This window comes from Xanthobacter aminoxidans, assembly GCF_043193615.1.
Lineage (GTDB): Bacteria > Pseudomonadota > Alphaproteobacteria > Rhizobiales > Xanthobacteraceae > Xanthobacter > Xanthobacter aminoxidans.
Genome location: NZ_JBAFUS010000005.1, coordinates 58503 through 79873 on the forward strand (window position 1 = coordinate 58503; position 21371 = coordinate 79873).

A 21371-nucleotide genomic window follows, 5' to 3' on the forward strand; every position below is an offset into this window, starting at 1 on the left:
GCCCACAGCGGCCTCAGCTTTGGCCGAGAAACTGCCTGAGCTCCGCCGTTTGAGGATTCGCAAATACTTCTTCCGGCGGACCGATCTCATGCACCCGCCCCTGGTGCATGAACACCACCCGGTCACACACTTCCCGTGCGAAGCGCATCTCGTGCGTGACCATGAGGAGGGTCATGCCCTCCTCGGCCAGCTTCTTCACCACCGCCAGCACCTCGTTGACGAGTTCGGGGTCGAGGGCGGAGGTGATCTCATCGCACAGCAGCGCCAGCGGCTTCATGGCCAGGGCGCGGGCGATGGCGACGCGCTGTTGCTGGCCGCCGGACAGCTCGTCGGGATAGGCGTCGAACTTGTGGGCGAGGCCCACCTGCTCCAACCGCACCCGCGCCTCGGCCTCGGCCTCCTTCTGCGACACCTTCTTCACCACCATGGGCGAGAGCATCACGTTGCGCCCGGCGGTGAGGTGGGGAAACAGGTTGAAGCCCTGGAAGATCATCCCGACCTTCAGCCGGAGCGCACGCAGATGCACCTCGTCCGGCGCCAGCTGGGCGCCGGCGACGGTGATGGAACCGTCGTTGATGGTCTCAAGCCCGTTGATGCAGCGCAGAAGGGTCGATTTGCCCGAGCCCGACTTGCCGATGATGGCGATCACCTCGCCGGCCGCCACATCGAGGTTGATTCCCTTCAGGACCTCGTTCTGGCCGAAGCTCTTGCGGACCTCAGTGATGGTGATGAGCGACATTCAGCTTCCTTTCGAGAAGCTGGCTGCTCTTCGACAGAGGCCAGCACAGCACGAAATAGATGAGGGCGGCGAAGCCGTAGACGGTGAACGGCTCGAACGTGGCGTTGGTGATGATGGTGGCGGCCTTGGAGAGTTCCACGAAGCCGATGATGGAGGTCAGTGCCGTCCCCTTCACCACCTGCACCGAGAAGCCCACCGTGGGCGGCACGGCGATGCGCAGGGCCTGGGGCAGCACCACGTAGCGCAACTGCTCGAAGAAGCTCATGGCCAGCGACGAGGAGGCCTCCCACTGCCCCTTCGGGATCGATTCGACGCAGCCGCGCCAGATCTCGGCGAGGAAGGCGGAGGTCCACAGGGTCAGCGAGACGAAGGCCGCCGCCCAGGGCGAGACGTCGAGACCCATCAGCGGCAGGCCGAAGAAGATGAGGAACAGCTGCATCAGCAGCGGAGTGCCCTGAAACAGCTCGATGTAGAGATTGGCGGCCCGCTGCAACCACGGTTTGCGGGCGATGCGGCAGTAGAGCACCACGAGCCCCACCGCGCCGCCGCCGATGAAGGCGAGGATGGAGAGCAGCACGGTCCAGCGTGCCGCCAGAAGCAGGTTGGAGACGATGTCCCAGGTGGAGAATTGGGTCATGTCGTCTTCCTCCGGCGCGGAAAGAGAAACAGCCCGAGCCCCCGCATGACCTGGCGCAGCAGCACCGCCAGCAGGAGGTAGAGGACGGTGGCGACGATGTAGGACTCGAAGGCGCGGAAGGTCCGCGACTGGATGAAGTTTGCGGCGAACGTCAGCTCCTCCACCGAGATCTGCGAGCACACCGCCGAGCCGAACATGACGATGACGATCTGCGAGGTCAGCGCCGGCCAGATTTTTTGCAGTGCCGGCACCAGCACCACGTGGCGGAAGGTCTGGATGGGGCTCATGGCGAGGCTGGCACCGGCCTCGAACTGGCCGCGCGGCGTCGCCTCGATACCGGCGCGGATGATCTCGCAGGCATAGGCACCCAGATTGATGACCATGGCGAGGATGGCCGCCTGCATCTCGGTGAGCCCCACGCCGACCGCCGGCAGGCCGAAGAAGATGAAGAACAGCTGGATCAGGAACGGCGTGTTGCGGATCAGCTCCACATAGGCCGAGACGATGGGCCGGAGCCAGCGCGGCCCCAGCGCCTTCGCCCAGGCGCAGGCGATGCCGAGCCCGACCCCAAGGGCACCGCCGACCACGATCAGCTCCACGGTGATGGCGACACCCTTCGCCAGCACCGGCCCGTAGTCGGCCAGGGATGAGAAATCGAAACTGTAGGCCATGTCCGGCTGGTCCCCCGATGGCGCAGTGCCCGTGGATCGCTCCCTGCCCCGTCACCGGACAGGGAGCGGCGTCCTCAGAGGTCCTTCGGCAGCGGGGCGCCGAGCCACTTCTGCGAGATCTTCTCCAGCGCGCCGTCGGCCTTGGCCGCGGTGAGAATGGCGTTGACCTTCTCCAGCAGCTTCGGCTCGTCCTTGTTCAGGCCGACGTAGCAGGGCGAGTTCTTGATCAGCACCTTCACGGTGGGCTTCTTCGGCGGGTTGCGGGCGAGGATGGCGGCGGCCACCACGTTGCCGGTCGCCACCACCTTCACCTGGCCGGAGAGGAAGGCCGAGATGGTGGAATTGTTGTCCTCGTAGCGCTTGATGTCGGCGGTGGGCGGGGCGACCTTGGTCAGCTCCAGATCCTCCACCGAGCCGCGGGTGACGCCGACCGTCATGCCGGCGATGTCCTCCACCTTCTCCACCTTCACGTCGGCCGGGCCGAAGATGCCGTTGAAGAAGGGGGCGTAGGCCACCGAGAAATCGATCACCTTCTCGCGGTCGGGGTTCTTGCCCAGGCTGGAGATGACGAGGTCGACCTTCTTGGTCTGGAGGTAGGGGATGCGGTTCGCGCTCGACACGGGCACCAGCTCCGCCTTCACGCCGAGGCCCTTGGCGATAAGGTTGGCGACGTCGATGTCGTAGCCCACGGGCTTGAGGTCAGTGCCCACCGAGCCGAACGGGGGGAAGTCCTGCGGCACGGCGATCTTGATGACGCCGGCCTTGAGGATGTCATCAAGGGCTTCCGCATGCGCGGGGGCCGCGGCAAGGCCGAGGACCATCGCGCTGCCGAGGGCGGCGCCGGCCAGGGTCCGGGAGAGGAAAGATCTGCGGGTTGCCTGCATGGCGGGACCGAAACTCCGTGGGCGGCGCGATCGCGCCATCGACCCCTGAGGAGCAAGCGGTATGCCAGCGTGCATACAATACCGCCGCGAGCGGCGCGATCGGACCAACCCTTGATGGCGGTGGGTCGCCGCCAGTGCCCTAAAACGAAAAATGCCCCGCCCGAGCATTCGGACGGGGCATTTGCCTAAAGTCTAAGCAGATGCCGAACGGCGCGCCGTTCGGCTTCCGTCAGGGCATCAATTGGCCTGCGAGGACTTGTTCGGCGTCGCCGGGAAGGCGGCGTTCTTCACGGTGCCCTTCATCAGCTCAACGGCGAGCTTCAGCTGGGTGTCGTCCTTCGGGTCCGGCGGCACGTAGGAGGGCGAGCCGGTCTGCTCGTCGTCGCCGTTCTTCAGGTGGCCCTTCAGCGAGGCTTCGCCGCGGGTCGAGTCCGTGGAAACGCCGAGCTTCTGCTTCATCTCGTCGGGCAGGTCCTGCACCAGGACGATGTCGGGCTCGATGCCCTTGGCCTGGATGGAGCGGCCCGACGGCGTGTAGTAGCGCGCCGTGGTGAGCCGCAGGGCGCCCTGCTGGCCGAGCGGGATGATGGTCTGCACCGAGGCCTTGCCGAAGGTGCGCGAGCCAAGGATCGTCGCCCGCTTGTGATCCTGCAGCGCGCCGGCGACGATCTCGGAGGCCGAGGCGGAGCCGCCGTTCACCATCACGATCACCGGCTTGCCCTTGGTGAGGTCGCCGCCGCGGGCGTTGAAGCGCTGCGTCTCTTCCGGGTTACGGCCGCGGGTGGAGACGATCTCGCCACGCTCCAGGAACGCATCGGACACCGCCACCGCCTGATCGAGCAGGCCGCCGGGGTTGTTGCGCAGGTCGATGATGTAGCCCTTGATCTTGTCCGGGCCGATCTTCGCGGTCAGGTCGTCGATGGCCTTCTTCAAGGTCTCGAAGGTCTGCTCGTTGGTGAAGGAATTGATGCGGATATAGGCGATGTCATCCGCCTCGACGCGCGAGCGCACCGTCTGAAGCTTGATGGTGTCGCGCACCAGCTTCACTTCGATGGGCTTCTCGGCGCCCTTGCGCAGGATGGTGAGCGTGATGGGGGTGTTGACCGGCCCACGCATCTTGTCCACCGCCTCGTTCAGGGTCATGCCCTGAACCTGGTCGCCGTCGAGCTTGGCGATGAGGTCGCCGGAGAGCACACCGGCCTTGGCCGCGGGGGTGCCCTCCATGGGGGTGACGACCTTCACCAGGCCATCTTCCATGATGACCTCGATGCCGAGGCCGCCGAACTCGCCGCGGGTCTGCACCTGCATGTCGCGGTGATTCTTCGCGTCCATGTAGGAGGAGTGCGGATCGAGCGACTGCAGCATGCCGTTGATAGCCGCCTCGATCAGCTTGGCGTCATCGGGCTTCTCGACATAGTCGGAGCGCACGCGCTCGAAGACGTCGCCGAACAGATTGAGCTGCTTGTAGGTATCGGACGACGCGGCCTCTGCCGCGGTCCCGAGGATCAGCCGTGGCTGGACCGCTGCAACCGCCACGAGGGCGCCAGCCGCCACGCCAAATAGAAAGAGAGACGTCCGACGCATTATCCACGTACCTTCTGACTGTCCGTTGCCGCCCACCATGGCGTGGGGTCGATCGAGAGCCCGTCTTTTCGGAACTCGACATACAATTGGGGCTGTCCCGTGGCCGTTGCGGGCGACGGTGAGCCGTTTTGGGCGGATGCGCCACTCCCCCCGGGACCGATGCCCCCCGGACCGCGCTGCACCGTATTGGCCACGGTACGGGACAGCCCCCCCATGACCCCCACCGGCTCGCCCGCGAGGACGAACTGGCCGAGATCCACGGTGATCCGTTCCATGCCTGCCATCAGAATATGGTAGCCACCGCCCGCGTTGATAATCAAGAGTTGGCCATAGCTGCGGAAGGGTCCGGCGTAGACCACCCAGCCGTCGGCCGGCGCGCTCACCGGCGCGCCCGCGCGGGTGGCGATGGTGATGCCCTTCTCGGTACCTCCCACCCCGTCCGCCGCCCCGAAATTCCGCAGCGTCACGCCGGCCACCGGAAGCGGCAGCAAGCCTTTGGCCTGCGGGAAAGCGATGGCCGGCGTCAGGCGCGCCGGGTCCTTGAGCGCGGTCAGGTCGGGCCGCCCGGGTTCCTGCGGGCGCGTCACCGCCTGCGCGGCGTCCGCTGCCCTAGCGGAAGGACCAACCTCGTTCTCCAGCCTCGTCACGAGATCGTGCACGTCCCCCGTGGCCTTGGCGACGCTTTCCGCCTGCGCCTTGTCGCTGGAAGCGACCGGATGCTCCTCCGCCTGCCGCTTCTGGCGCTCGCCCACCAGCACGGCAAGGCGGCGGCTGTCCTCGTCGAGGTCGGCGCGCAGGCCGGTCAGGCTATCGCGGGCGGACGCCAGTTCGGTGCGCACGCGGGCCAGCTCGGACAGGTCGGAGGCCAATGTCTCCGCCTCTACTCTTAGTTCCGGCAGGAGGGCGCCGAGGAGGATGGCCGAGCGCACCGCATCCAGCGCATCGTCCGGGCGCATGAGGATGGCGGGCGGCGGCTCGCGCCCCATGCGCATCAGGGCCGCCAGCACCTGGGCGAGGACACCCCGGCGCTTGCCGAGGGAGGTGTTGAGGTCTGCGGCGGAACGGTCCAGCTGGGCGATGCGGCCTTCCACATCGATGAGCTGCTGCTCCACCGCGCGGGTGCGGGCCGCCGTGTCGAGCAGCATCTGATTGAGACGGCCGCGATCGCCCTTCGCCGCTTCGAGGTCGGCGCGGAGCTTGCGCTGGGCCTCCTCGGAGCCCTTCACGTCGGCCTTCAGCGCATCGGTGTCGATGCCGGTGCGGTTGGGGACGGGCGGCGGCAGCGGCACCGCCGGCGGGGACGCGCCCGGCTGGGCGAAGGCCCGGGAAACGAGAGCCTGGGGAACACGCAGCCACGGGGCCGCGGCCAGGAGGGTCGCGGCCAGCGTCAGGAGGATCAGGACCGACCGCGGCTTCATGAACCGATCCTCAACGAACAGGGTTGAGGATCGGTAAAGCCCAAGACGTCCGCAAGCGGCTTTCTCAGGCGGCGCGCAGGTTCACGTACCCGCTCAGCCCTCCATGCTCTCCAGCTCGGAGATCATGCGGTCGATGAGGTTGAGGCCTGTCTGCCAGAAGGCCGGATCGCGCGCATCAAGGCCGAACGGGGCGAGCAGCTCCGCATGGTGCTTGGTGCCGCCGGCGGCGAGCATTTCCAGATACCGCTCCGCGAAGCCATCGGAAGCCTTCTCGTAGACCGCATAGAGCGAGTTCACGAGGCAGTCGCCGAAGGCATAGGCGTAGACGTAGAAGGGCGAGTGGATGAAGTGCGGGATGTAGGTCCAGAAGGTCTCGTAGCCCGCGCCCAGATGGATGGCCGGGCCGAGGCTCTCGCTCTGCACCTGCATCCAGATCTCGCCGATCTTCTCGGAGGTCAGCTCGCCCTGGCGGCGCTCGGAATGGACGTTGCGCTCGAAGGTGTAGAAGGCGGTCTGGCGGACCACCGTGTTGATCATGTCCTCCACCTTCTGGGCGAGCATGATCTTGCGCATCCGCGGATTCTCCGCCGAATCCAGCAGCTTGCGGAAGGTCAGCATCTCCCCGAACACCGAGGCGGTTTCCGCCAGCGTCAGCGGGGTGGGCGCCATCAGCGCGCCCTGGCGTGCAGCGAGCACCTGGTGGACGCCGTGGCCCAGCTCATGGGCGAGCGTCATCACGTCCCGCGGCTTGCCCTGGTAGTTGAGAAGCACGTAGGGGTGGGCGGACGGCACAGTGGGATGGGCGAAGGCGCCGGGCGACTTGCCGGGGCGGACGGGCGCGTCGATCCAGGACTTGTCGAAGAAGGTGCGGGCGATGTCGGCCATCTTCGGCGAGAAGTTGCCGTAGGCGGTGAGCACCGTGTCCTTCGCCTCGCCCCAGCCGATGTCGCGGCTCTCCACCTTGGGCAGAGGCGCGTTGCGGTCCCAGAACTCCAGCTTGTCCTTGCCGAACCAGCGGGCCTTCAGCGCGTAATAGCGGTGCGAGAGGCGCGGATAGGCCTCGCGGATGGACGAGACCATGGCATCCACCACCTCCTTTTCCACCCGGTTGGCGAGGTGGCGGGAGGAGGCGACATCGGGGAAGCCGCGCCAGCGGTCGGAAATCTCCTTGTCCTTCGCCAGCGTGTTGGTGACGAGGGTGAACAGGCGCAAATTCTTCGAGAAGGTATCGGCCAAGGCGAGGCCGGCGGTGCGGCGCACCTCCTCCTTGGGGTCCTGCATCAGGTTCAGCGTCGGCTCGATGGCGAGCTCCTGCCCGTCCACGTTGAACCGCAGCGAGGAGATCGTCTCGTCGAACAGCCGGCTCCAGGCGCTGCGCGAGGGGCTCGACTTCTCGTGGAACAGCTGCTCGATCTTGTCGTCGAGCTGATAGGGCTTGTCCTTCCGCAGGTCCTCGATCCACGGCCGGTAGTAACCGAGCGCCGGATCGGCCATGGCGGCTTCCAGCGCCGCATCGTCGAGGCGGTTCAGCTCCAGCGTGAAGAACAGGAGGTGCGTGGACGAATCGGTCAGCTTCTCCTGGATGTCGCCGTAGAACTTGGCGCGGGCCGGGTCCGAGGTGTCACCGGCATAGATGAGGCTGCCATAGGAGGCGATGCGGCCGAGGAGGTCGTCCACCGCCTCGTAGCGCTTCACCGCCTCGGCCAGCGCCGCACCGGCGCCGGGCGCGGCGAGCATGGCGGCGAGCTTGCCCTTGTAGGCCTCCTCGAACGCGTTGCACTCGGCATCGGCCTTGGCGATGTCCGCCGCCAGCTCCGGCGCGTCCATGGCGGCATAGAGGTCGGTGAGGTTCCATTCCGGCAGCGTCTCGGTGGCTGCGGCGGAGGCGACGGCGGTCTGGGCGGCGTGACGGGCGGCGGAAAAGGCGCTTTCGAAATCGTGCGAACGAACGGGCATCGCCGAAACGCGGGCAATGGCGTGCGGAAGAGTGTGCGGCATGGAACCTCCGGAAACGGGCGGCGCGGTCCGTTTGGGCCGCACCCGCTCTTGCACTCGATCGTGGCGGACAAAATCGCCGCAATGGCCCCGCGCCGCAAGCCGGGTCGGCGAAGGCGCGGTCGGCAAGGGCGCGGTCGGACCGCGGGAGAGCGTACGGCATCAGGGTGAGGGGTTCTTAACCATCGCCGCCCAATGTCGGGGACGAATCTCACCCGACCGAGTCGCCCGCCCTTCCATGTCTTCTTCCCTTCTGATCGTCGAAGACGATTCCGACGAGGCGCGCCGCCTCGAACAGGCGCTCACCCGAATGGGCTACCGCTGCACCATCGCCCATGACGGCGACGCGGCTCTCGCCCGTCTTGCGGCCGAGCAATTCGACGCGGTGCTGCTCGATCTCGTGCTGCCCGGCCTCGACGGCATGGGCGTGCTGTCCGCCCTCGCGGCAGGCGGCAACGAGACCCCGGTCGTGGTTCAGGTGACCCCGGCCGGCCTCGATGCGGCCGGCGGCGCCATCCGCGCCGGCGCGCGCGATTTCGTCGTGAAGCCCGCCGGCGCGCTGCGCCTGGAGGTGGCACTCGGCAATGCAGTAGCCCTCGCGCGGGCTGCTTCGGGCAGCCGCCCCGCCCCGCTACGGGCTCCCACGCCCGTCGCTCAGGACAATGTGATCGCCTTCCCCTCGGCCGCGACTCAGGCTCGCCCAGAGCGTGGGACGGAAGAGATGATCGGTACCGCGTTTGCCCGGCTCGATGCCTCCGGCCACACCCGCAGACTGGACCAGATCGAGGCCGAAGCCATCCGTTTCGCTTGCCATCTCTATGGCGGGCGGATGGCCGAGGTGGCGCGCCGTCTCGGCATCGGCCGCTCGACGCTCTACCGCAAGCTCGCCGAGCTGGGCGAGACAGAGGTAGAGACCAACCATCAGATGGAACCGTCGGCGGCACAATTTGTTGCAGCCGAGTGACAAGACACCACAAACCCGGCATTCGCCCAAGCTTGTGAGTTGATTGAAGCCTCCCGGCACGGCACCAACACAGCGGGTGGAGGCGAGGAGAGCACAATGGGTATCGCGCAGCGTGAGGTTAGCGTCGCGGGCACGTTGTGCCGGCTGATGAGCGCTGGCCTGGTGGGCCTCTCCCTCGGCGTCGCCCCGGCCGCCGCAGCAACGGGCGACATTCCCGTCACCGCCAATGCCGGCATGGGCACTGGGGATATGGGCCCAAGCGATGCCGCCCCCTCCGGCGCCCGCGCGACCGGTGGTATCGACGGCGCCGGCAATGCCGCGGTTCCGCTCACTACGCCCCTGCCCCCGGCGGCCGCTGCCCCGGCGCCCGCGCCCCGTGCCGCCGCTCCCGCCTCCGTTGCGAGCCCCGTTCGCGGCGGCGTCGATTCGGCTGGCGACAGCCCGGCCCCCGCCCCGGTTCAAACGCCCGCCGCAGCCCAATTCAATCCCGCTCCGGTCGCCCCCGCCCAGCCGGCTCCGGCCCAGGCGGCAACGCCCGCTCCCGTGCCGCAGCCCGTCGTCGCCGCCAGTCCGCTCGCGCCGGTGAGCGAGGCCATTGCCGCGCTCCTCTCCACGCCCGAGAGCATCACCCCTTCCAAGAAGGAGCAGGAGGCGCTCGCGACCTTCTATGGCGCGCGCCAGACCATGCCGGTCTTCGTGACCGACACCGGGCTCGACGCGCGCGGCAAGGCCGTGATCGCGCGCCTCGACGCCGCCGGCGAGGACGGTCTCGATCCCGCCGACTATCAGGTGCCCCTGCCGAAGAAGGGCGCCACCGCCGCCGATCTCGCCCGCACGGAGCTGAAGATCGCCGTCGCCGCCATGACCTATGCGCGCCATGCGCAGTCCGGCCGCTTCGATCCCGGCCGCATCTCTTCGCTGGTCACCCCGGTGCGCGACATCCCGGACCCGACCGCCACCCTGACCAAGATCGCCTATGCCCCCGACGCCAACGCCGCCCTCGCCGCCTTCAACCCGCCCCACCCGGGCTACAAGGCGCTGAAGGCGCAGCTCGCCAAGGCGAACGGAAGCGCGCCCACCATCCCCGCCATTCCGCCCGGCCCGCAGGTGAAGCCCGGCGCCAGCGACCCGCGCATGCCCACCCTGCGCGCCCGCCTCGGCATCGTCGGCAAGCCGGGCGATGATCTCGTCTACGATCCGGCGCTGGTGGAGGCGGTGAAGGCCTTCCAGGAAGCTTCGAAGATCAAGCCGACCGGCATCATCGGCCCGGCGACCCTCGCCGCCCTCAATGTGGGCGCCACCAGCTCCAGCGGCAGCCTGCGCAACGACGTCATCGCCAACATGGAGCGCTGGCGCTGGCTGCCGCGCGACCTCGGCGAAAAGTTCGTGATGGTCAACATCCCCGAGTTCATGGTGCGGATCTATCAGGACGGCCGGGTGATCCACGAGACCCGCGTGGTGGTGGGCAAGCCGGAGACGCCGACCCCGCTGCTCACCCGCGAAATGCAGTACATCGTGGTGAATCCGGCCTGGAACATCCCGCCGAGCATCGCCCGCAACGAGATGATGCCGCTGCTGCGCAGCGACCCCAGCGCCCTCGCCCGTCGCGGCATCCAGGTGGTGCGCAACGGCTCGGGCGGCTACTCGTTCCGCCAGGACCCGGGCGAGCGGAATGCCCTCGGCCGCATCAAGTTCATGTTCCCCAACGACCACTCGGTCTATCTGCACGACACGCCGTCCAAGGCGCTGTTCCAGAACGACCGCCGCGCCTACAGCCACGGCTGCGTGCGCGTTTACGAGCCGCTGAAGTTCGGCGAAGTCATCTTCAACGCCGGCCTGCCGGGCGACAACTGGACCGAGCAGCGCATCTCGAAGATGTTCGGGGGCTCGGAGCGCTACATCAACCTGAAGCAGCGTTTCCCGGTCCACATCGTCTATTTCAACGCCTTCGTGGATGGGGCCGGCCGCCTCGTGATGCGCGAGGATCTTTACGGCATCAATGCCGCGACCAAGACCTATCTGGGCCTCGACGGCAAGCAGCGAATCGCTGACAGCGCGACGCCCAAGACGGCGCCCCGCGCCCGTTGATCCCTGGTCGATCGCGAAGGCCCGCTCCGGCGGGCCTTCTTTTTTATCAATAGCTTAGCTGCCTACCGCCATTTACACCGCGACAACCTGCCGCGATTCTGGCCGGAAAGTCAGCACTACTGCCCCTTGCCTGATGCATGGAGGCCACAGCCCGACGCAACGTCTGGCACGTTTTCGCCATACTCCGCCGCTACTCACGGGACCGTGACCCGAGGCAAGGCCATCTGCCGCCCTCGGTGAGCTGGGGGAGCCGGGTGTCAACGCACCCTTAACCGAACCCGACAAGACTCCGTCTCCATCGCTTCGCGGCAACACATCGCGAAGTCCTTGAAATCTGAGCCTCGGGTTCGAGACATTGGCCATCCGCACCACGCCTGAAACCGTCCGCCACACGCGCCGCCCCAGCGGCCAGCGCGGCCGGTCCGCCTTTCAGGCGATCCTGCCAGCCCTCGCCATGGCGGGAAGTCTCATCCTCGCCGGCACCACCTCGCTGCAGAATGCGGTGGCCAACGGCGATACCCGCACCATCACCCTGCACCACACCCATTCCGGCGAGAGCGGCAGCTTCACCTTCAAGAAGGACGGCCGCTACGACCAGGCGGTGCTCGCCCAGCTGAATCACTTCCTGCGCGACTGGCGCAACCAGAAGTCGACCCAGATGGACCCCCAGCTGTTCGACATCGTCTGGGAGGTCTACCGGGAGGTGGACGCCAGTGCGCCGATCCAGATCGTCTCGTCCTACCGCTCGCCGGAGACCAACTCCATGCTGCGCGCCCGCTCCAGCGGCGTGGCGAAATTCTCCCAGCACATGCTGGGCAAGGCGATGGACTTCTACATTCCGGGCGTGAACCTCACCGACCTGCGCGTCGCCGGCCTGCGGCTCCAGCGCGGCGGCGTCGGCTTCTACCCCACCTCCGGCTCGCCCTTCGTCCACATGGACACCGGCAACGTGCGCCACTGGCCGCGCATGACCCACGACCAGCTCGCCCGCGTCTTCCCGGACGGCAAGACGGTGCATGTGCCCACCGACGGGCGTCCGCTGGCGAAATACGACGTGGCGCTGGCCGAGATCCAGGCGCGCGGCTCCAAGCCCGGTGTGGGCGTGGCAAGCGCCGGCAAGGGCAAGAACTTCTTCGCCAGCCTGTTCGGCAAGAAGGATGCGGACGACGACGAGGGCGGCGAGGCCCCGACCGCCGCCTCCTCCACGGTCGCGTCCGCCGAAGACACGGCCAGCCGCGAGACGCCGGCTTCCGCGCCCGCCCGCGCGGTGCGGACCGCGTCCGCCACCATGCCCATTCCCCCGACCCGGCCAGCCGAAATCGTCGCCGGCGCCATGGTCAGCGCGCAGGCGACGCGCAACGGCTTCCTCGCGCCGCTGCCCCTGCCCCGCCCGGCGGAGGCCGACCGCAACACCCGCACCGCCAGCCTCACCTCGACGCCCGTGCCGCTGCCCTCGGTCATCACCCGCGGCACCGAAGGGGAGACCGGGCCGGTTCTCGGCTACGCCGCCGCCGGCTCCATGATGGATCAGCGCATGCCGCTGACGGGCGGCTTCATGGCCGGCGCGCACGGACATCCGGCTGCCGTCGCAACGGCGCCAGTGACCGCGACAAGCGCTCCGGCGAGCGCACGCCCGCGCACCAAGCTTTCCGAAATCGCCTTCGGGCGGCTGTTCCTGTCGCCGAGCCTCTCCAACGAGCTGTATCTGCGCGTGCCGGAGATGCGGCAGCTGGCGACTTTCATGGCGCCGCCGCGTGAAGTGGTGGCGACGGCCTTCTCGCGGGACGGCTCGTTCGGCCTGAAGGCCAGCTTCGCCGGCACCGCCGTGGCGGACCTGCCGACTTACGTGTTCCGTGCGCCCCAGGTGGCCTACAACAGCCAGCGCATGTGATCCGCGCGGGCGGTCCCTCCGCCCGCTGCCGTCTCAGACGAAGATGCCCAGCGCCTGCATATAGAGATCGACGATGGCCTCGTGCTCCTTGCGCTCGTCGACGTCTTCCTTGCGGATTTTCAGGATGGTGCGCAGCGCCTTGACGTCGAAGCCGTTGGCCTTGGCTTCGGCGAACACGTCCTTGATGTCGTCGGCAATGGCCTTCTTCTCCTCCTCGAGGCGCTCGATGCGCTCGATGAAGGACTTGAGCTGTTCCTTGGCAAAGCCCGCGGGGGAATCTGAAGCGTCTTCCGCCACCTGGACGGTCTCCTTGGGTTCCGCCGCGCGTCCGTCGAGGCCATGCCGGGCCGGCGCGCGGGTCAAAGGGTGGAGCCTTGATGGCTCCGGAGGGAAAGCTGATAGAGGCGGGCGGAAAGCCGCGCGTCAAGGATGCGTCCCCGCTTTCCACCCCGCCGGTGATCCACAACCGGCCTGGGACCCGCGGCGGGACAGGTTTTCGTGAGCAAGAACCCCTCCTTTACCTTGGCGTTCGGTACCTTGATGCTGACGCTCGGGGCGCTGGCCATGGGCGCCTCGGTGCTGTTCGTCCGCCTCGCAGATGTGGGGCCGTTCGCCAGCGCCTTCTGGCGCGTGGCGCTGGCCTTGCCACCGCTGGCGCTCTGGGCCGCCCTCGCCGAGGGGACACGCGCCTTCCGGCCCGACCGGCTGTCGCTGCTCGCCGGCGCCTTCTTCGCCGGGGACCTGTTCTTCTGGCACCTCGCCATCCTCGGCACGACCGTCGCCAACGCCACGGTGCTCGCCACCACGTCGCCCCTGTGGATCACCGCCTTCGCCGTGCTGGTGCTGCGGCAGAAGGTGTCCCGTGCCGGCCTCCTCGGGCTTGGCCTGTGCATCGCCGGGGCGCTGGCACTGGTGGGGCGCTCATGGCAGTTCGATCCGCAGCATCTGCCGGGGGACGCCGCAGGGCTGGCGACGGCCATATTCTTCGCCGGCTATTTCCTCGCCGTCAGCCGGGCCCGTGCCTCGCGCGGGGCGGCGGCGATCACCCTCGTCTCCACTGCCACCACCGCGCTGATCCTGCTGGCGGTCGCCCTCATTGCAGAGCCGACCCTGTGGCCCGCCAGCGCCGGCGGCCTTGCGGCGCTGGTGGCGCTGGCCCTCGTCTCGCAGGTGGGCGGGCAGGGGCTGATGGCGGTGGGCCTTGCCTCCGTGCCACCGGCGTTCGGCGCACTGGTTTTCTTCCTGGAGGTGGCGTCCGCCGCCGCGCTGGGCGCCATGCTCCTGGATGAGCCCATCACCGGGCTTCAGGCGGCGGGCGGCGCGCTGATCCTCGCCGGCATCGTGGTGGCCCGTCCGCGCGCACGTCCGCCACGCACGGGAGAGGCCGGGAAGGACAATTCCGCCACCGGCTACCGGGAGGGCAGGCATTGACGCCCCGGTCCCCACGGGGCACACAACACACCATCATGCCCTTCGCCGCCACGCCCCTCCGCTTCGACGGCATGCCCGAACCCTGCGCGGCGCTTGCGCCGGCCCGGCGGGTGAACTCCGCGCCACGGAGCCTTGCGCTCGCGCTCAGCGCCGCCTTCGCGCTTGGGCTCGGCATCAGCCTCATCCCCACGCCCGCTGCCGCCGAATTCCGGCTGTGCAACCGCACCCAGAGCCGGGTCGGCATCGCGCTCGGCTACAAGGACGGCGACGCCTGGGCCACCGAAGGCTGGTGGAACGTCGCGGCCAACAGCTGCGAGACGCTGCTGCGCGGCGACCTCGCGGCGCGCTTCTATTACCTCTATGCCGTGGATTACGACCAGGGCGGGGAGTGGGCCGGCAAGGCCTACATGTGCACCCGGGAAAAGGAATTCACCATCAAGGGCGCCGAGGACTGCCTCGCCCGCGGCTTCGACCGCACCGGCTTCTTCGAGGTGGACACCCAGGAGCAGAAGTCCTGGACGGTGCAGCTCACGGAATCGAGCCAGAGCAAGCCAAGTCCGGCCGCCGCTCCGCTGCCGCCGCCCCGCGCGAAGCCCTGAAGCTGATCAGATTCCCCGGCCTTCGACCTTGATGGTGAGCTGGCTCTCCAGCTCGCCCGCCCCATCGAGATGCGGATTGACGGCGAGCGCCTGCCGTACGGCCTGCAGCGCGCGCTTGTCGTCGCCGAGGTCCCGCATGATCAAGGCCAGGCCGTAGAGCATGGCGAAATGGCGCGGCTCGCGCGCCAGCACCTCCCGGATGTCCGCAAGGGCCGCGCCATAGTCGTCGCGCATGTAGAAGATCGTCGCCCGGCGGCTGAGCGCGCCGATATAATCGGGCTCGATCTCGATCACCTCGTCCAGCAGCTGCACGGCAAGGTCCGTCTCCTTCGCCTCGGCTGCCGCCGCCGCGCGGGCCATGAGGAGATCGGCGCTGGGACTGCCGGAATCGCCGAAGATCTGGTCGAGCCGATCGGCGATCATCTTGGCGCTGCGATCGTCGGGCGCGACCTTCAGGGCGGCGAACAGGCCTTCCACCTGGGTCCGCTTGTCCCTCGGCAGGCGCGGACGCGCCGGGGCGGACTCGGATGGGCTGGCGGACGGGGGACCGGGCTGCGGCATGGCCTTGTCGCCGCGCAATTGCTGCGCCTGCGCGAGACCGCCGGAGATCACCACCGTGATCACGGCGGCAAGCAAGAGACGCGGCGCACGCAGAGTGCGGTCGGCAAGGCGGGGAGGCATCGCGCGGAAGATCATCGGCGAAGTGTCCGCCGCGATGCACCCGCCGTCAACAACTGCGCCGGCCACAGGGGAGCCCCGGGCCGGCGCAGCAGATCACGTTTGCTCAAGATCGAAGGACCGGACCAGAAGTCCAGCCTGAGCGCTCAGCCCTGGCGGGCCTTGTAGCGCTTCTGGGTCTTGTTGATGATGTAGACGCGGCCCTTGCGGCGCACGAGACGGTTCTCGCGGTGGCGGCCGAGCAGCGACTTCAGGGAATTGCGGATCTTCATGACAAACTCGCTCGTGTCGAAGTTCGGAGCCGACCGCGGCGCGCTTGCCGCGCGGCCTATCGACACCGGGAATTGGATCGGAGCCGGCGTGATAAGGGGCCGGGACCCGGATGTCAATGCAAGCAGCCAATTCCCGCGCCGCGCTCACGCGCGATGGTAGGGATGCCCGGCGAGGATGGTGACCGCCCGATAGATCTGCTCCGCCAGCATGACCCGCACCAGCTGGTGGGGAAACGTGGCCGTGCCATAGGCGATCATCAGGGACGCCCGCGCCCGCACCTCTTCCCCGAGCCCGTCCGCACCGCCGATGACGAAAGCGAGGGCGGAGAGACCGCCATCCCGGTCGGACGCGATGCGGCGGGCGAAGTCCTCGCTGGAGAAATTGCGCCCGCGCGGATCGAGAACCACGAGTCCAGCCCCCGCAGGCAGCGCCGCGAGAAGCGCCGCCGCTTCCTCGGCCATGCGGTCCTCGGCGCGGCGGGCGGCGGATTCGGCGATCTCGATCATGTCGCACGGGCCGAGGCCCAGAGGCCGGCCGGCGGGGCGGATGCGATCCACGTAGCGGGTCACGAGTTCCCGCTCGGCGCCGGCTTTGAGCCGGCCGACACAGGCGAGGACGAGGCGCACGTCGTCTACAGGCCCGCCGGAACCGGAAACGCCATCAGGAGCGGGGCGTCCCGGACCACATCTTCTCGATATTGTAGAAGGTGCGGACCTCGGGCTGGAAGACGTGGACGATCACGTCGTTCGCATCAATGAGCACCCAGTCGCAGGCCGGCTGGCCTTCCACGCGCACGTGCTTGATCCCCGCCGCCTTGAGCGCCTCGATGAGGTGCTCGGCGATGGCGCCCACGTGCCGCTGCGAGCGGCCGGAGGCAATCACCATGTAGTCGGCGATGGAGGTCTTGCCGCGCAGGTCGATGGAGACGATGTCCTCGGACTTGTCGTCATCCAGCCGGGCTTGGATGAGGGCGAGAATTTCCGCAGCGTCGGGAAGCGCCTCGGAAACCTTGGCGTCTGAAACCGTGGCGGGCGGTGTCATCTCAGCGGCCGCCTGAAGTGCCATCGTGGACAGGGGTCCAAATCCTCTCGCTCAAGGCGACGGTCCAAACCGTCGCACCGCCTCAGAATGCCTGCAAATCAATGAATTTTCAAGACGTATGGCGGGCGGCCTCGATCTCGTGCCCTCCCTGCCCCCCGCGTGCGGCCCGGATTCCCGTTGAGGAGAGGGGAGATTTCAGCCCGTGGAGGAACACCCAGGCGGGTGGCGCGCAATCCGCCAGGAGGCGGGCCTCATGCTCGCCGAGACGATAGCGTGCCAGCGCCTGCGCCGCCGGCGAGGCGGTCGCGGCAAGGCTTTGCCCCATGCGGTCCACCACCGCGATGGGCACGAGGTCGGCGATGCCGCGCCAGTGCTGCCAGCGGTCGAAATGGGCGAGATTGTCCGCCCCCATGATCCAGACGAAGCGCACGCCCGGCAGGCGTCGCACCAGATAGGCCAGCGTCTCGTAGGTGTAGCGGGTGCCGATGCCGGCCTCGAAGCCGGTGACGTCGATGCGCGGATGGCGCGCCACCGCGCGGGCGATGGCGATGCGCTCCTCCAGTGGCGGCAGGGCGCGGTTGTCCTTCAGGGGGTTGCCCGGCGTCACCAGCCACCACACCCGGTCGAGGCCGAGCCGGCGCAAAGCGAGGAGGCTCGCCGCCCGGTGCGCGCCGTGGGCGGGATTGAAGCTGCCGCCGAACAGCCCGACGCGCAGCCCCTGCGTGACGAAGGGCAGGCGCCGCGCGGCACGCGACGTCACGGGCTCCACGACGGGGCCGGATGACATCACGGACGGGTCTGTCCCGACCCGTGGATGCGGTATTTGAAGGAGGTGAGCTGCTCGGCCCCCACCGGCCCCCGCGCATGCATGCGCCCGGTGGCGATGCCAATCTCCGCGCCAAAGCCGAACTCGCCGCCATCGGCGAACTGGGTGGAGGCGTTGTGCAGCACGATGGCGCTGTCCACCTCGGCGAGGAAGCGGTCGGCCGCCGCCGCATCCTCGGTGACGATGGAATCGGTGTGGTGGGAGCCGTGCGCCTCGATATGGGCGATGGCGTCGCCCACCCCATCCACCACCTTCGCGGCGATGATGGCGTCGAGATATTCAGTGTCCCAATCCTCGGCCGTTGCCGGCTTCACGCGCGCATCCACCGCCTGCACATCGGCATCGCCACGGATCTCGCAGCCGGCGTCGATCAGCATCTCCACCAGCGGCTTGAGGTGCGTTCCGGCCACCGCGCGGTCGATCAGCAGCGTCTCGGCGGCGCCGCAGACGCCGGTGCGGCGCATCTTGGCGTTCAGCACCACGGTCTTGGCCATGTCGAGGTCGGCGGCCTTGTCCACATAGACGTGGTTGATGCCGTCGAGATGGGCGAACACCGGCACCCGCGCATCGCTCTGCACCCGCGCGACGAGGCTCTTGCCGCCACGGGGCACGATCACGTCCACGGTGTTGCCGAGGCCGGCCAGCATGTGGCCCACCGCTGCGCGGTCGGGCACGTTGACGAACTGCACCGCATCCTCGGGCAGGCCGGCGGCGGTGAACCCGGCGACGAAGGCGCGATGGATGGCACCGGAGGAATTCAGGCTGTCCGACCCGCCGCGCAGGATGACAGCGTTGCCGGCGCGCAGGCACAGGGCCGCGGCGTCCGCCGTCACGTTCGGCCGGCTCTCGTAGATGACGCCGATGACGCCCAGCGGCGTGCGCACGCGCTCGATGATGAGGCCGTTGGGGCGGGTCCAGCGCTCGGTGACGAGGCCGACGGGATCGGCCAGCTCGGCCACCTGCTCCACGCCCTCGGCCATGGCCTCCACCCGCGCGGCGGTGAGGGTGAGCCGGTCGAGGAAGGAACCGGTCATGCCGTCCGCCTTCGCCTTGGCGACGTCGATGGCATTGGCGGCGAGGATGTCGTCAGCCGCTTCACGGATCGCGGCGGCGGCGGCCTTGAGCGCCTGCGTCTTCACCTCGGGCGCAGCGAGGGCGAGGCTCCGGGCAGCGGCACGGGCGCGCTTGCCCATGGCCAGCATCACCCCCTCCAGCTCCGCCGGCGGCACGGGCCGGCCCGCAGTGGCGGCGGCATCGGTGCGGAGGGCGGAGGCGGTGGACATGGGATGACTCTCGAAAGCAGGACAGGACGTTGGCCCTCATATGGGGGCGCGTTTCCTCCCTAGCACATTGCCCGCCGGGTGCGACAGGTGGGCGCGGAGGGTCAGAAGTCCTCGGGCGGCTCGTTGGGGTCCCGATCCATGAGCGGAGCGGACGGGGCGTCCTCGGCGACCTGGCGGAGATAGGCGAAGGCGAGCGAAACGTAGGCGGCGAGAGCGATCGCGCCAATGACCGACAGGATGCTGGAGAGGAGCCCGTTGATGAGGGCCGGGATGAGCGGCGTGCCGGGCGTCTCAAAAGACCGCATCTCTAGGTGAAGCGGCCCAAGCGGCGTGGATTTCGTCTGCGATACGACGTGCATGTCCGTCGCCGAGAACGAGCCGAAGAGGAACTGCACGGGGAGCACCACGACGATAACGACCGCCAGCATGGCGAGCGAAAGGAGCAACGTGCCGCCGACCAGCCGCAGGGTATTTCCGCGCCCCAGACGCCAGACGTCGTTCCATGGCATCGGCTGGCCGATCGACCGGGACGGCAGCCTGAGGCTCAGCCGGGTGATCACACCGATCGCAGCAAGCCAAACGGCAAGCGCGCCGATGAAGATAGCGAATGTCGACCAGCTTCCGATTCGCGCCAGGGCGACGACGGCAGTGATCCCGGCGACGGAGAGCATCGCCAGAATGAGAGTTGCCAGAAGCAAGACAAGGGAATCGAACAGGTAGGTGAGGCCGCGAATGCCGAGCGGGCCCATGGTCGCAGCATTGAAGCCGCCTGATCCACGCAGGATTTCGTTATGGGTCAGCAACGCCAGATAGATGAAGGCGAATCCCTCTATTGCGTTCAGCCCGTAGATCTTCACGAACGCCATCGCAGTGGGCGGTCGTTCGGCCTCGACAACATCCCCCAGCAGGATCAGGCCCGCATAGTTCCAGGCCAGCGTTCCAACCGCATAGATCAGCGCCACGATCCAGTGCTTGCGCAGAACCGTCAGTGTCCACCGATAGGTGAATTTGAGCGCCTCGAAGACGGGAAACTTCACGCGCTGGGCCATTACGAGGCGCCTGTGGGAGGCGACGCGGACGACGGACGACGGCGCGCCCCTCGCCCCCGCGATCACAACCGCTATCCCGCCGTACACAACCTGTCGAGCGGTTTCAGCGCCTTACCTAGCGGTATCGCGTTGTGCTTATGACCTTCACTCCACCCCAAGCGCCAGATCGTCTCGGTGCACCATCTCGGAGCGGCCCTTCACGCCCAGCAGCGCCTCGATCTCCGAGGTGGAGTGCCCCATGATCCGGGCTGCGTGGGTGGAATCGTAGGCGACAAGGCCGCGCCCCACTTCGGCACCGTCGGGACCGCGCAGCACCACGGCGTCGCCGCGGTCGAACTGGCCGTCAATGCGCTTCACCCCGGCCGGCAGCAGGCTCGCGCCACGGCGCAGCGCGGCGACGGCACCGTCATCGAGATGCAGCGTGCCGCGCGGCTCCAGCGCCCCGGCGATCCAGCTCTTGCGGGCGCGCACGGGATTGGCGGACGTGAGGAACCAGGTGCAGCGCCCGCCCTCCATGATGCGCTTGAGCGGATTCTTCACGTGGCCGGAGGCAATCACCATGTGGGTGCCGGCGGAGGTGGCGATCTTGCCGGCCTCGATCTTGGTACGCATGCCGCCGCGCGACAGCTCGGAGCCGGCATCCCCCGCGATGGCCTCGATCTCGGCGCCGATGCGCGGCACCACCGGGATCAGCGTCGCATTGGGGTCCTGCGCCGGCGGGGCGGTGTAGAGGCCGTCGATGTCGGAGAGCAGCACCAGCAGGTCGGCGCTCGCCATGGTGGCAACGCGGGCGGCGAGGCGGTCGTTGTCGCCGTAGCGGATCTCGGTGGTGGCGACCGTGTCGTTCTCGTTGATGATCGGCACGGAGCGCAGCTCCATCAGCCGGCCGAGGGTGGAGCGCGCGTTGAGGTAGCGGCGGCGTTCCTCGGTGTCGCCAAGGGTCAGCAGCACCTGCCCGGCGGTGATGTTGTAATGGCCGAGGATGTCCGCCCAGGTCTTGGAGAGTGCGATCTGCCCCACCGCGGCGGCGGCCTGGCTGTCCTCCAGCTTCAGCGGCCCAGACGGCAGGCCGAGCACGGTGCGCCCCAGCGCAATGGCGCCGGACGATACCACCATCACCTCGCAGCCCCTGGCGTGCAGGGCCGCGATGTCCTCCACCAGCGAGGTCAGCCAGGCGAGGCGGACCCGGCCCTGCGCCCGGTCCACCAGCAGGGCCGAGCCCACCTTGATGACGATGCGGCGGAAATCGGCGAAGGCGGGCGTCTTCGCCTGCGCATCGGAGGACGCTTCGAAGGATGCAGACTCGGGAGAAGCCATGGA

The 21371-nt window shown here is 68.3% G+C and carries 21 protein-coding genes; 5 read left to right on the forward strand and 16 right to left on the reverse strand.

Annotated features, from left to right (window positions below; translation table 11 throughout):
* Window positions 1-13: 13 nt before the first annotated feature.
* From V5F74_RS20780 to V5F74_RS20810, 7 genes are all read right to left on the reverse strand, one after another.
* On the reverse strand, window positions 14-739 hold the full coding sequence (locus tag V5F74_RS20780) for an amino acid ABC transporter ATP-binding protein (RefSeq protein WP_024276750.1): 726 nt from the start codon (window positions 737-739) through the stop codon (window positions 14-16).
* Window positions 717-1376: an amino acid ABC transporter permease gene (locus V5F74_RS20785; RefSeq protein ID WP_029556135.1), complete on the reverse strand. Its 660-nt coding sequence runs from the start codon at window positions 1374-1376 to the stop codon at window positions 717-719. The genes V5F74_RS20780 and V5F74_RS20785 overlap by 23 nt, the downstream gene beginning before the upstream one ends.
* Window positions 1373-2047 (reverse strand): amino acid ABC transporter permease, encoded by a 675-nt coding sequence (locus tag V5F74_RS20790; protein ID WP_374252832.1) that lies wholly within the window; start codon window positions 2045-2047, stop codon window positions 1373-1375. The genes V5F74_RS20785 and V5F74_RS20790 overlap by 4 nt, the downstream gene beginning before the upstream one ends.
* A gap of 74 nt (window positions 2048-2121) precedes the next feature.
* Window positions 2122-2931, reverse strand: coding sequence for a transporter substrate-binding domain-containing protein (locus V5F74_RS20795; protein WP_394009890.1), 810 nt, complete (start codon window positions 2929-2931; stop codon window positions 2122-2124).
* A gap of 237 nt (window positions 2932-3168) precedes the next feature.
* Entirely contained in the window at window positions 3169-4518 is a 1350-nt protein-coding gene (locus tag V5F74_RS20800; protein ID WP_029556138.1) for a S41 family peptidase, read from the reverse strand.
* The gene (locus tag V5F74_RS20805) at window positions 4515-5933 is read right to left on the reverse strand and encodes a murein hydrolase activator EnvC family protein (protein ID WP_394009891.1); all 1419 of its coding nucleotides are present in this window, start codon (window positions 5931-5933) and stop codon (window positions 4515-4517) included. Before V5F74_RS20805 ends, V5F74_RS20800 begins: the two co-directional genes overlap by 4 nt.
* 93 nt (window positions 5934-6026) lie before the next feature.
* On the reverse strand, window positions 6027-7889 hold the full coding sequence (locus tag V5F74_RS20810; protein ID WP_394010005.1) for a M3 family oligoendopeptidase: 1863 nt from the start codon (window positions 7887-7889) through the stop codon (window positions 6027-6029).
* Between the two features lie 277 nt (window positions 7890-8166).
* Between V5F74_RS20810 and V5F74_RS20815 the strand changes: the two genes are divergently transcribed.
* The 3 genes from V5F74_RS20815 to V5F74_RS20825 all read left to right on the forward strand — a co-directional run bounded on the left by V5F74_RS20815 (window position 8167) and on the right by V5F74_RS20825 (window position 12871).
* Window positions 8167-8892: a response regulator gene (locus tag V5F74_RS20815; RefSeq protein ID WP_394009892.1), complete on the forward strand. Its 726-nt coding sequence runs from the start codon at window positions 8167-8169 to the stop codon at window positions 8890-8892.
* 96 nt (window positions 8893-8988) lie between these two features.
* A complete protein-coding gene (locus tag V5F74_RS20820) occupies window positions 8989-10980 on the forward strand; it encodes a L,D-transpeptidase family protein (protein ID WP_374252840.1) in 1992 nt (663 codons plus the stop codon).
* 355 nt (window positions 10981-11335) lie between these two features.
* Window positions 11336-12871 carry a DUF882 domain-containing protein gene (locus tag V5F74_RS20825; protein WP_394009893.1) on the forward strand — a complete coding sequence of 512 codons (1536 nt, stop codon included), beginning with the start codon at window positions 11336-11338 and terminating at the stop codon, window positions 12869-12871.
* A 33-nt stretch (window positions 12872-12904) separates the two neighbouring features.
* On the opposite strand, the gene V5F74_RS20830 is transcribed toward V5F74_RS20825, so the two are convergent.
* Complete coding sequence (locus V5F74_RS20830; RefSeq protein ID WP_029556144.1) at window positions 12905-13168, reverse strand: DUF2312 domain-containing protein; 264 nt, start codon at window positions 13166-13168, stop codon at window positions 12905-12907.
* Window positions 13169-13369: 201 nt separating this feature from the next.
* Between V5F74_RS20830 and V5F74_RS20835 the strand changes: the two genes are divergently transcribed.
* On the forward strand, window positions 13370-14302 hold the full coding sequence (locus V5F74_RS20835; RefSeq protein WP_394009894.1) for a DMT family transporter: 933 nt from the start codon (window positions 13370-13372) through the stop codon (window positions 14300-14302).
* Window positions 14303-14373: 71 nt separating this feature from the next.
* Window positions 14374-14901, forward strand: a complete 528-nt coding sequence (locus V5F74_RS20840; RefSeq protein WP_029556146.1) for a DUF1036 domain-containing protein — start codon at window positions 14374-14376, stop codon at window positions 14899-14901.
* A gap of 6 nt (window positions 14902-14907) precedes the next feature.
* On the opposite strand, the gene V5F74_RS20845 is transcribed toward V5F74_RS20840, so the two are convergent.
* The 8 genes from V5F74_RS20845 to proB form a co-directional block, all read right to left on the reverse strand.
* On the reverse strand, window positions 14908-15597 hold the full coding sequence (locus tag V5F74_RS20845) for a tetratricopeptide repeat protein (protein ID WP_245279292.1): 690 nt from the start codon (window positions 15595-15597) through the stop codon (window positions 14908-14910).
* 128 nt (window positions 15598-15725) lie between these two features.
* Window positions 15726-15851 (reverse strand): type B 50S ribosomal protein L36, encoded by a 126-nt coding sequence (gene ykgO / locus V5F74_RS20850; RefSeq protein WP_024276737.1) that lies wholly within the window; start codon window positions 15849-15851, stop codon window positions 15726-15728.
* Window positions 15852-15995: 144 nt separating this feature from the next.
* Complete coding sequence (rlmH, locus tag V5F74_RS20855) at window positions 15996-16478, reverse strand: 23S rRNA (pseudouridine(1915)-N(3))-methyltransferase RlmH (RefSeq protein ID WP_029556148.1); 483 nt, start codon at window positions 16476-16478, stop codon at window positions 15996-15998.
* Between the two features lie 34 nt (window positions 16479-16512).
* Window positions 16513-16917 carry a ribosome silencing factor gene (rsfS, locus tag V5F74_RS20860; protein ID WP_024276735.1) on the reverse strand — a complete coding sequence of 135 codons (405 nt, stop codon included), beginning with the start codon at window positions 16915-16917 and terminating at the stop codon, window positions 16513-16515.
* A gap of 85 nt (window positions 16918-17002) precedes the next feature.
* Entirely contained in the window at window positions 17003-17680 is a 678-nt protein-coding gene (locus V5F74_RS20865) for a nicotinate-nucleotide adenylyltransferase (RefSeq protein WP_394010006.1), read from the reverse strand.
* Window positions 17680-18921: a glutamate-5-semialdehyde dehydrogenase gene (locus V5F74_RS20870; protein ID WP_394010007.1), complete on the reverse strand. Its 1242-nt coding sequence runs from the start codon at window positions 18919-18921 to the stop codon at window positions 17680-17682. Before V5F74_RS20870 ends, V5F74_RS20865 begins: the two co-directional genes overlap by 1 nt.
* A 182-nt stretch (window positions 18922-19103) precedes the next feature.
* Window positions 19104-20051: a hypothetical protein gene (locus tag V5F74_RS20875; protein WP_394009895.1), complete on the reverse strand. Its 948-nt coding sequence runs from the start codon at window positions 20049-20051 to the stop codon at window positions 19104-19106.
* Window positions 20052-20195: 144 nt separating this feature from the next.
* Window positions 20196-21368, reverse strand: a complete 1173-nt coding sequence (proB, locus tag V5F74_RS20880; protein WP_250165374.1) for a glutamate 5-kinase — start codon at window positions 21366-21368, stop codon at window positions 20196-20198.
* Between the last annotated feature and the right edge of the window lie 3 nt (window positions 21369-21371).

What these genes read in the sequence shown, in the direction of transcription:
- V5F74_RS20780 (WP_024276750.1), bottom strand. Translation starts at nt 739, where the DNA reads ATGTCGCTCATCACCATCACTGAGGTCCGCAAGAGCTTCGGCCAGAAC.
- V5F74_RS20785 (WP_029556135.1), bottom strand. Translation starts at nt 1,376, where the DNA reads ATGACCCAATTCTCCACCTGGGACATCGTCTCCAACCTGCTTCTGGCG.
- V5F74_RS20790 (WP_374252832.1), bottom strand. Translation starts at nt 2,047, where the DNA reads ATGGCCTACAGTTTCGATTTCTCATCCCTGGCCGACTACGGGCCGGTG.
- V5F74_RS20795 (WP_394009890.1), bottom strand. Translation starts at nt 2,931, where the DNA reads ATGCAGGCAACCCGCAGATCTTTCCTCTCCCGGACCCTGGCCGGCGCC.
- V5F74_RS20805 (WP_394009891.1), bottom strand. Translation starts at nt 5,933, where the DNA reads ATGAAGCCGCGGTCGGTCCTGATCCTCCTGACGCTGGCCGCGACCCTC.
- V5F74_RS20810 (WP_394010005.1), bottom strand. Translation starts at nt 7,889, where the DNA reads ATGCCCGTTCGTTCGCACGATTTCGAAAGCGCCTTTTCCGCCGCCCGT.
- V5F74_RS20815 (WP_394009892.1), top strand. Translation starts at nt 8,167, where the DNA reads ATGTCTTCTTCCCTTCTGATCGTCGAAGACGATTCCGACGAGGCGCGC.
- V5F74_RS20820 (WP_374252840.1), top strand. Translation starts at nt 8,989, where the DNA reads ATGGGTATCGCGCAGCGTGAGGTTAGCGTCGCGGGCACGTTGTGCCGG.
- V5F74_RS20840 (WP_029556146.1), top strand. Translation starts at nt 14,374, where the DNA reads ATGCCCGAACCCTGCGCGGCGCTTGCGCCGGCCCGGCGGGTGAACTCC.
- V5F74_RS20845 (WP_245279292.1), bottom strand. Translation starts at nt 15,597, where the DNA reads ATGATCTTCCGCGCGATGCCTCCCCGCCTTGCCGACCGCACTCTGCGT.
- ykgO (WP_024276737.1), bottom strand. Translation starts at nt 15,851, where the DNA reads ATGAAGATCCGCAATTCCCTGAAGTCGCTGCTCGGCCGCCACCGCGAG.
- rsfS (WP_024276735.1), bottom strand. Translation starts at nt 16,917, where the DNA reads ATGGCACTTCAGGCGGCCGCTGAGATGACACCGCCCGCCACGGTTTCA.
- V5F74_RS20865 (WP_394010006.1), bottom strand. Translation starts at nt 17,680, where the DNA reads ATGTCATCCGGCCCCGTCGTGGAGCCCGTGACGTCGCGTGCCGCGCGG.
- V5F74_RS20870 (WP_394010007.1), bottom strand. Translation starts at nt 18,921, where the DNA reads ATGCTGGCCATGGGCAAGCGCGCCCGTGCCGCTGCCCGGAGCCTCGCC.
- V5F74_RS20875 (WP_394009895.1), bottom strand. Translation starts at nt 20,051, where the DNA reads ATGGCCCAGCGCGTGAAGTTTCCCGTCTTCGAGGCGCTCAAATTCACC.
- proB (WP_250165374.1), bottom strand. Translation starts at nt 21,368, where the DNA reads ATGGCTTCTCCCGAGTCTGCATCCTTCGAAGCGTCCTCCGATGCGCAG.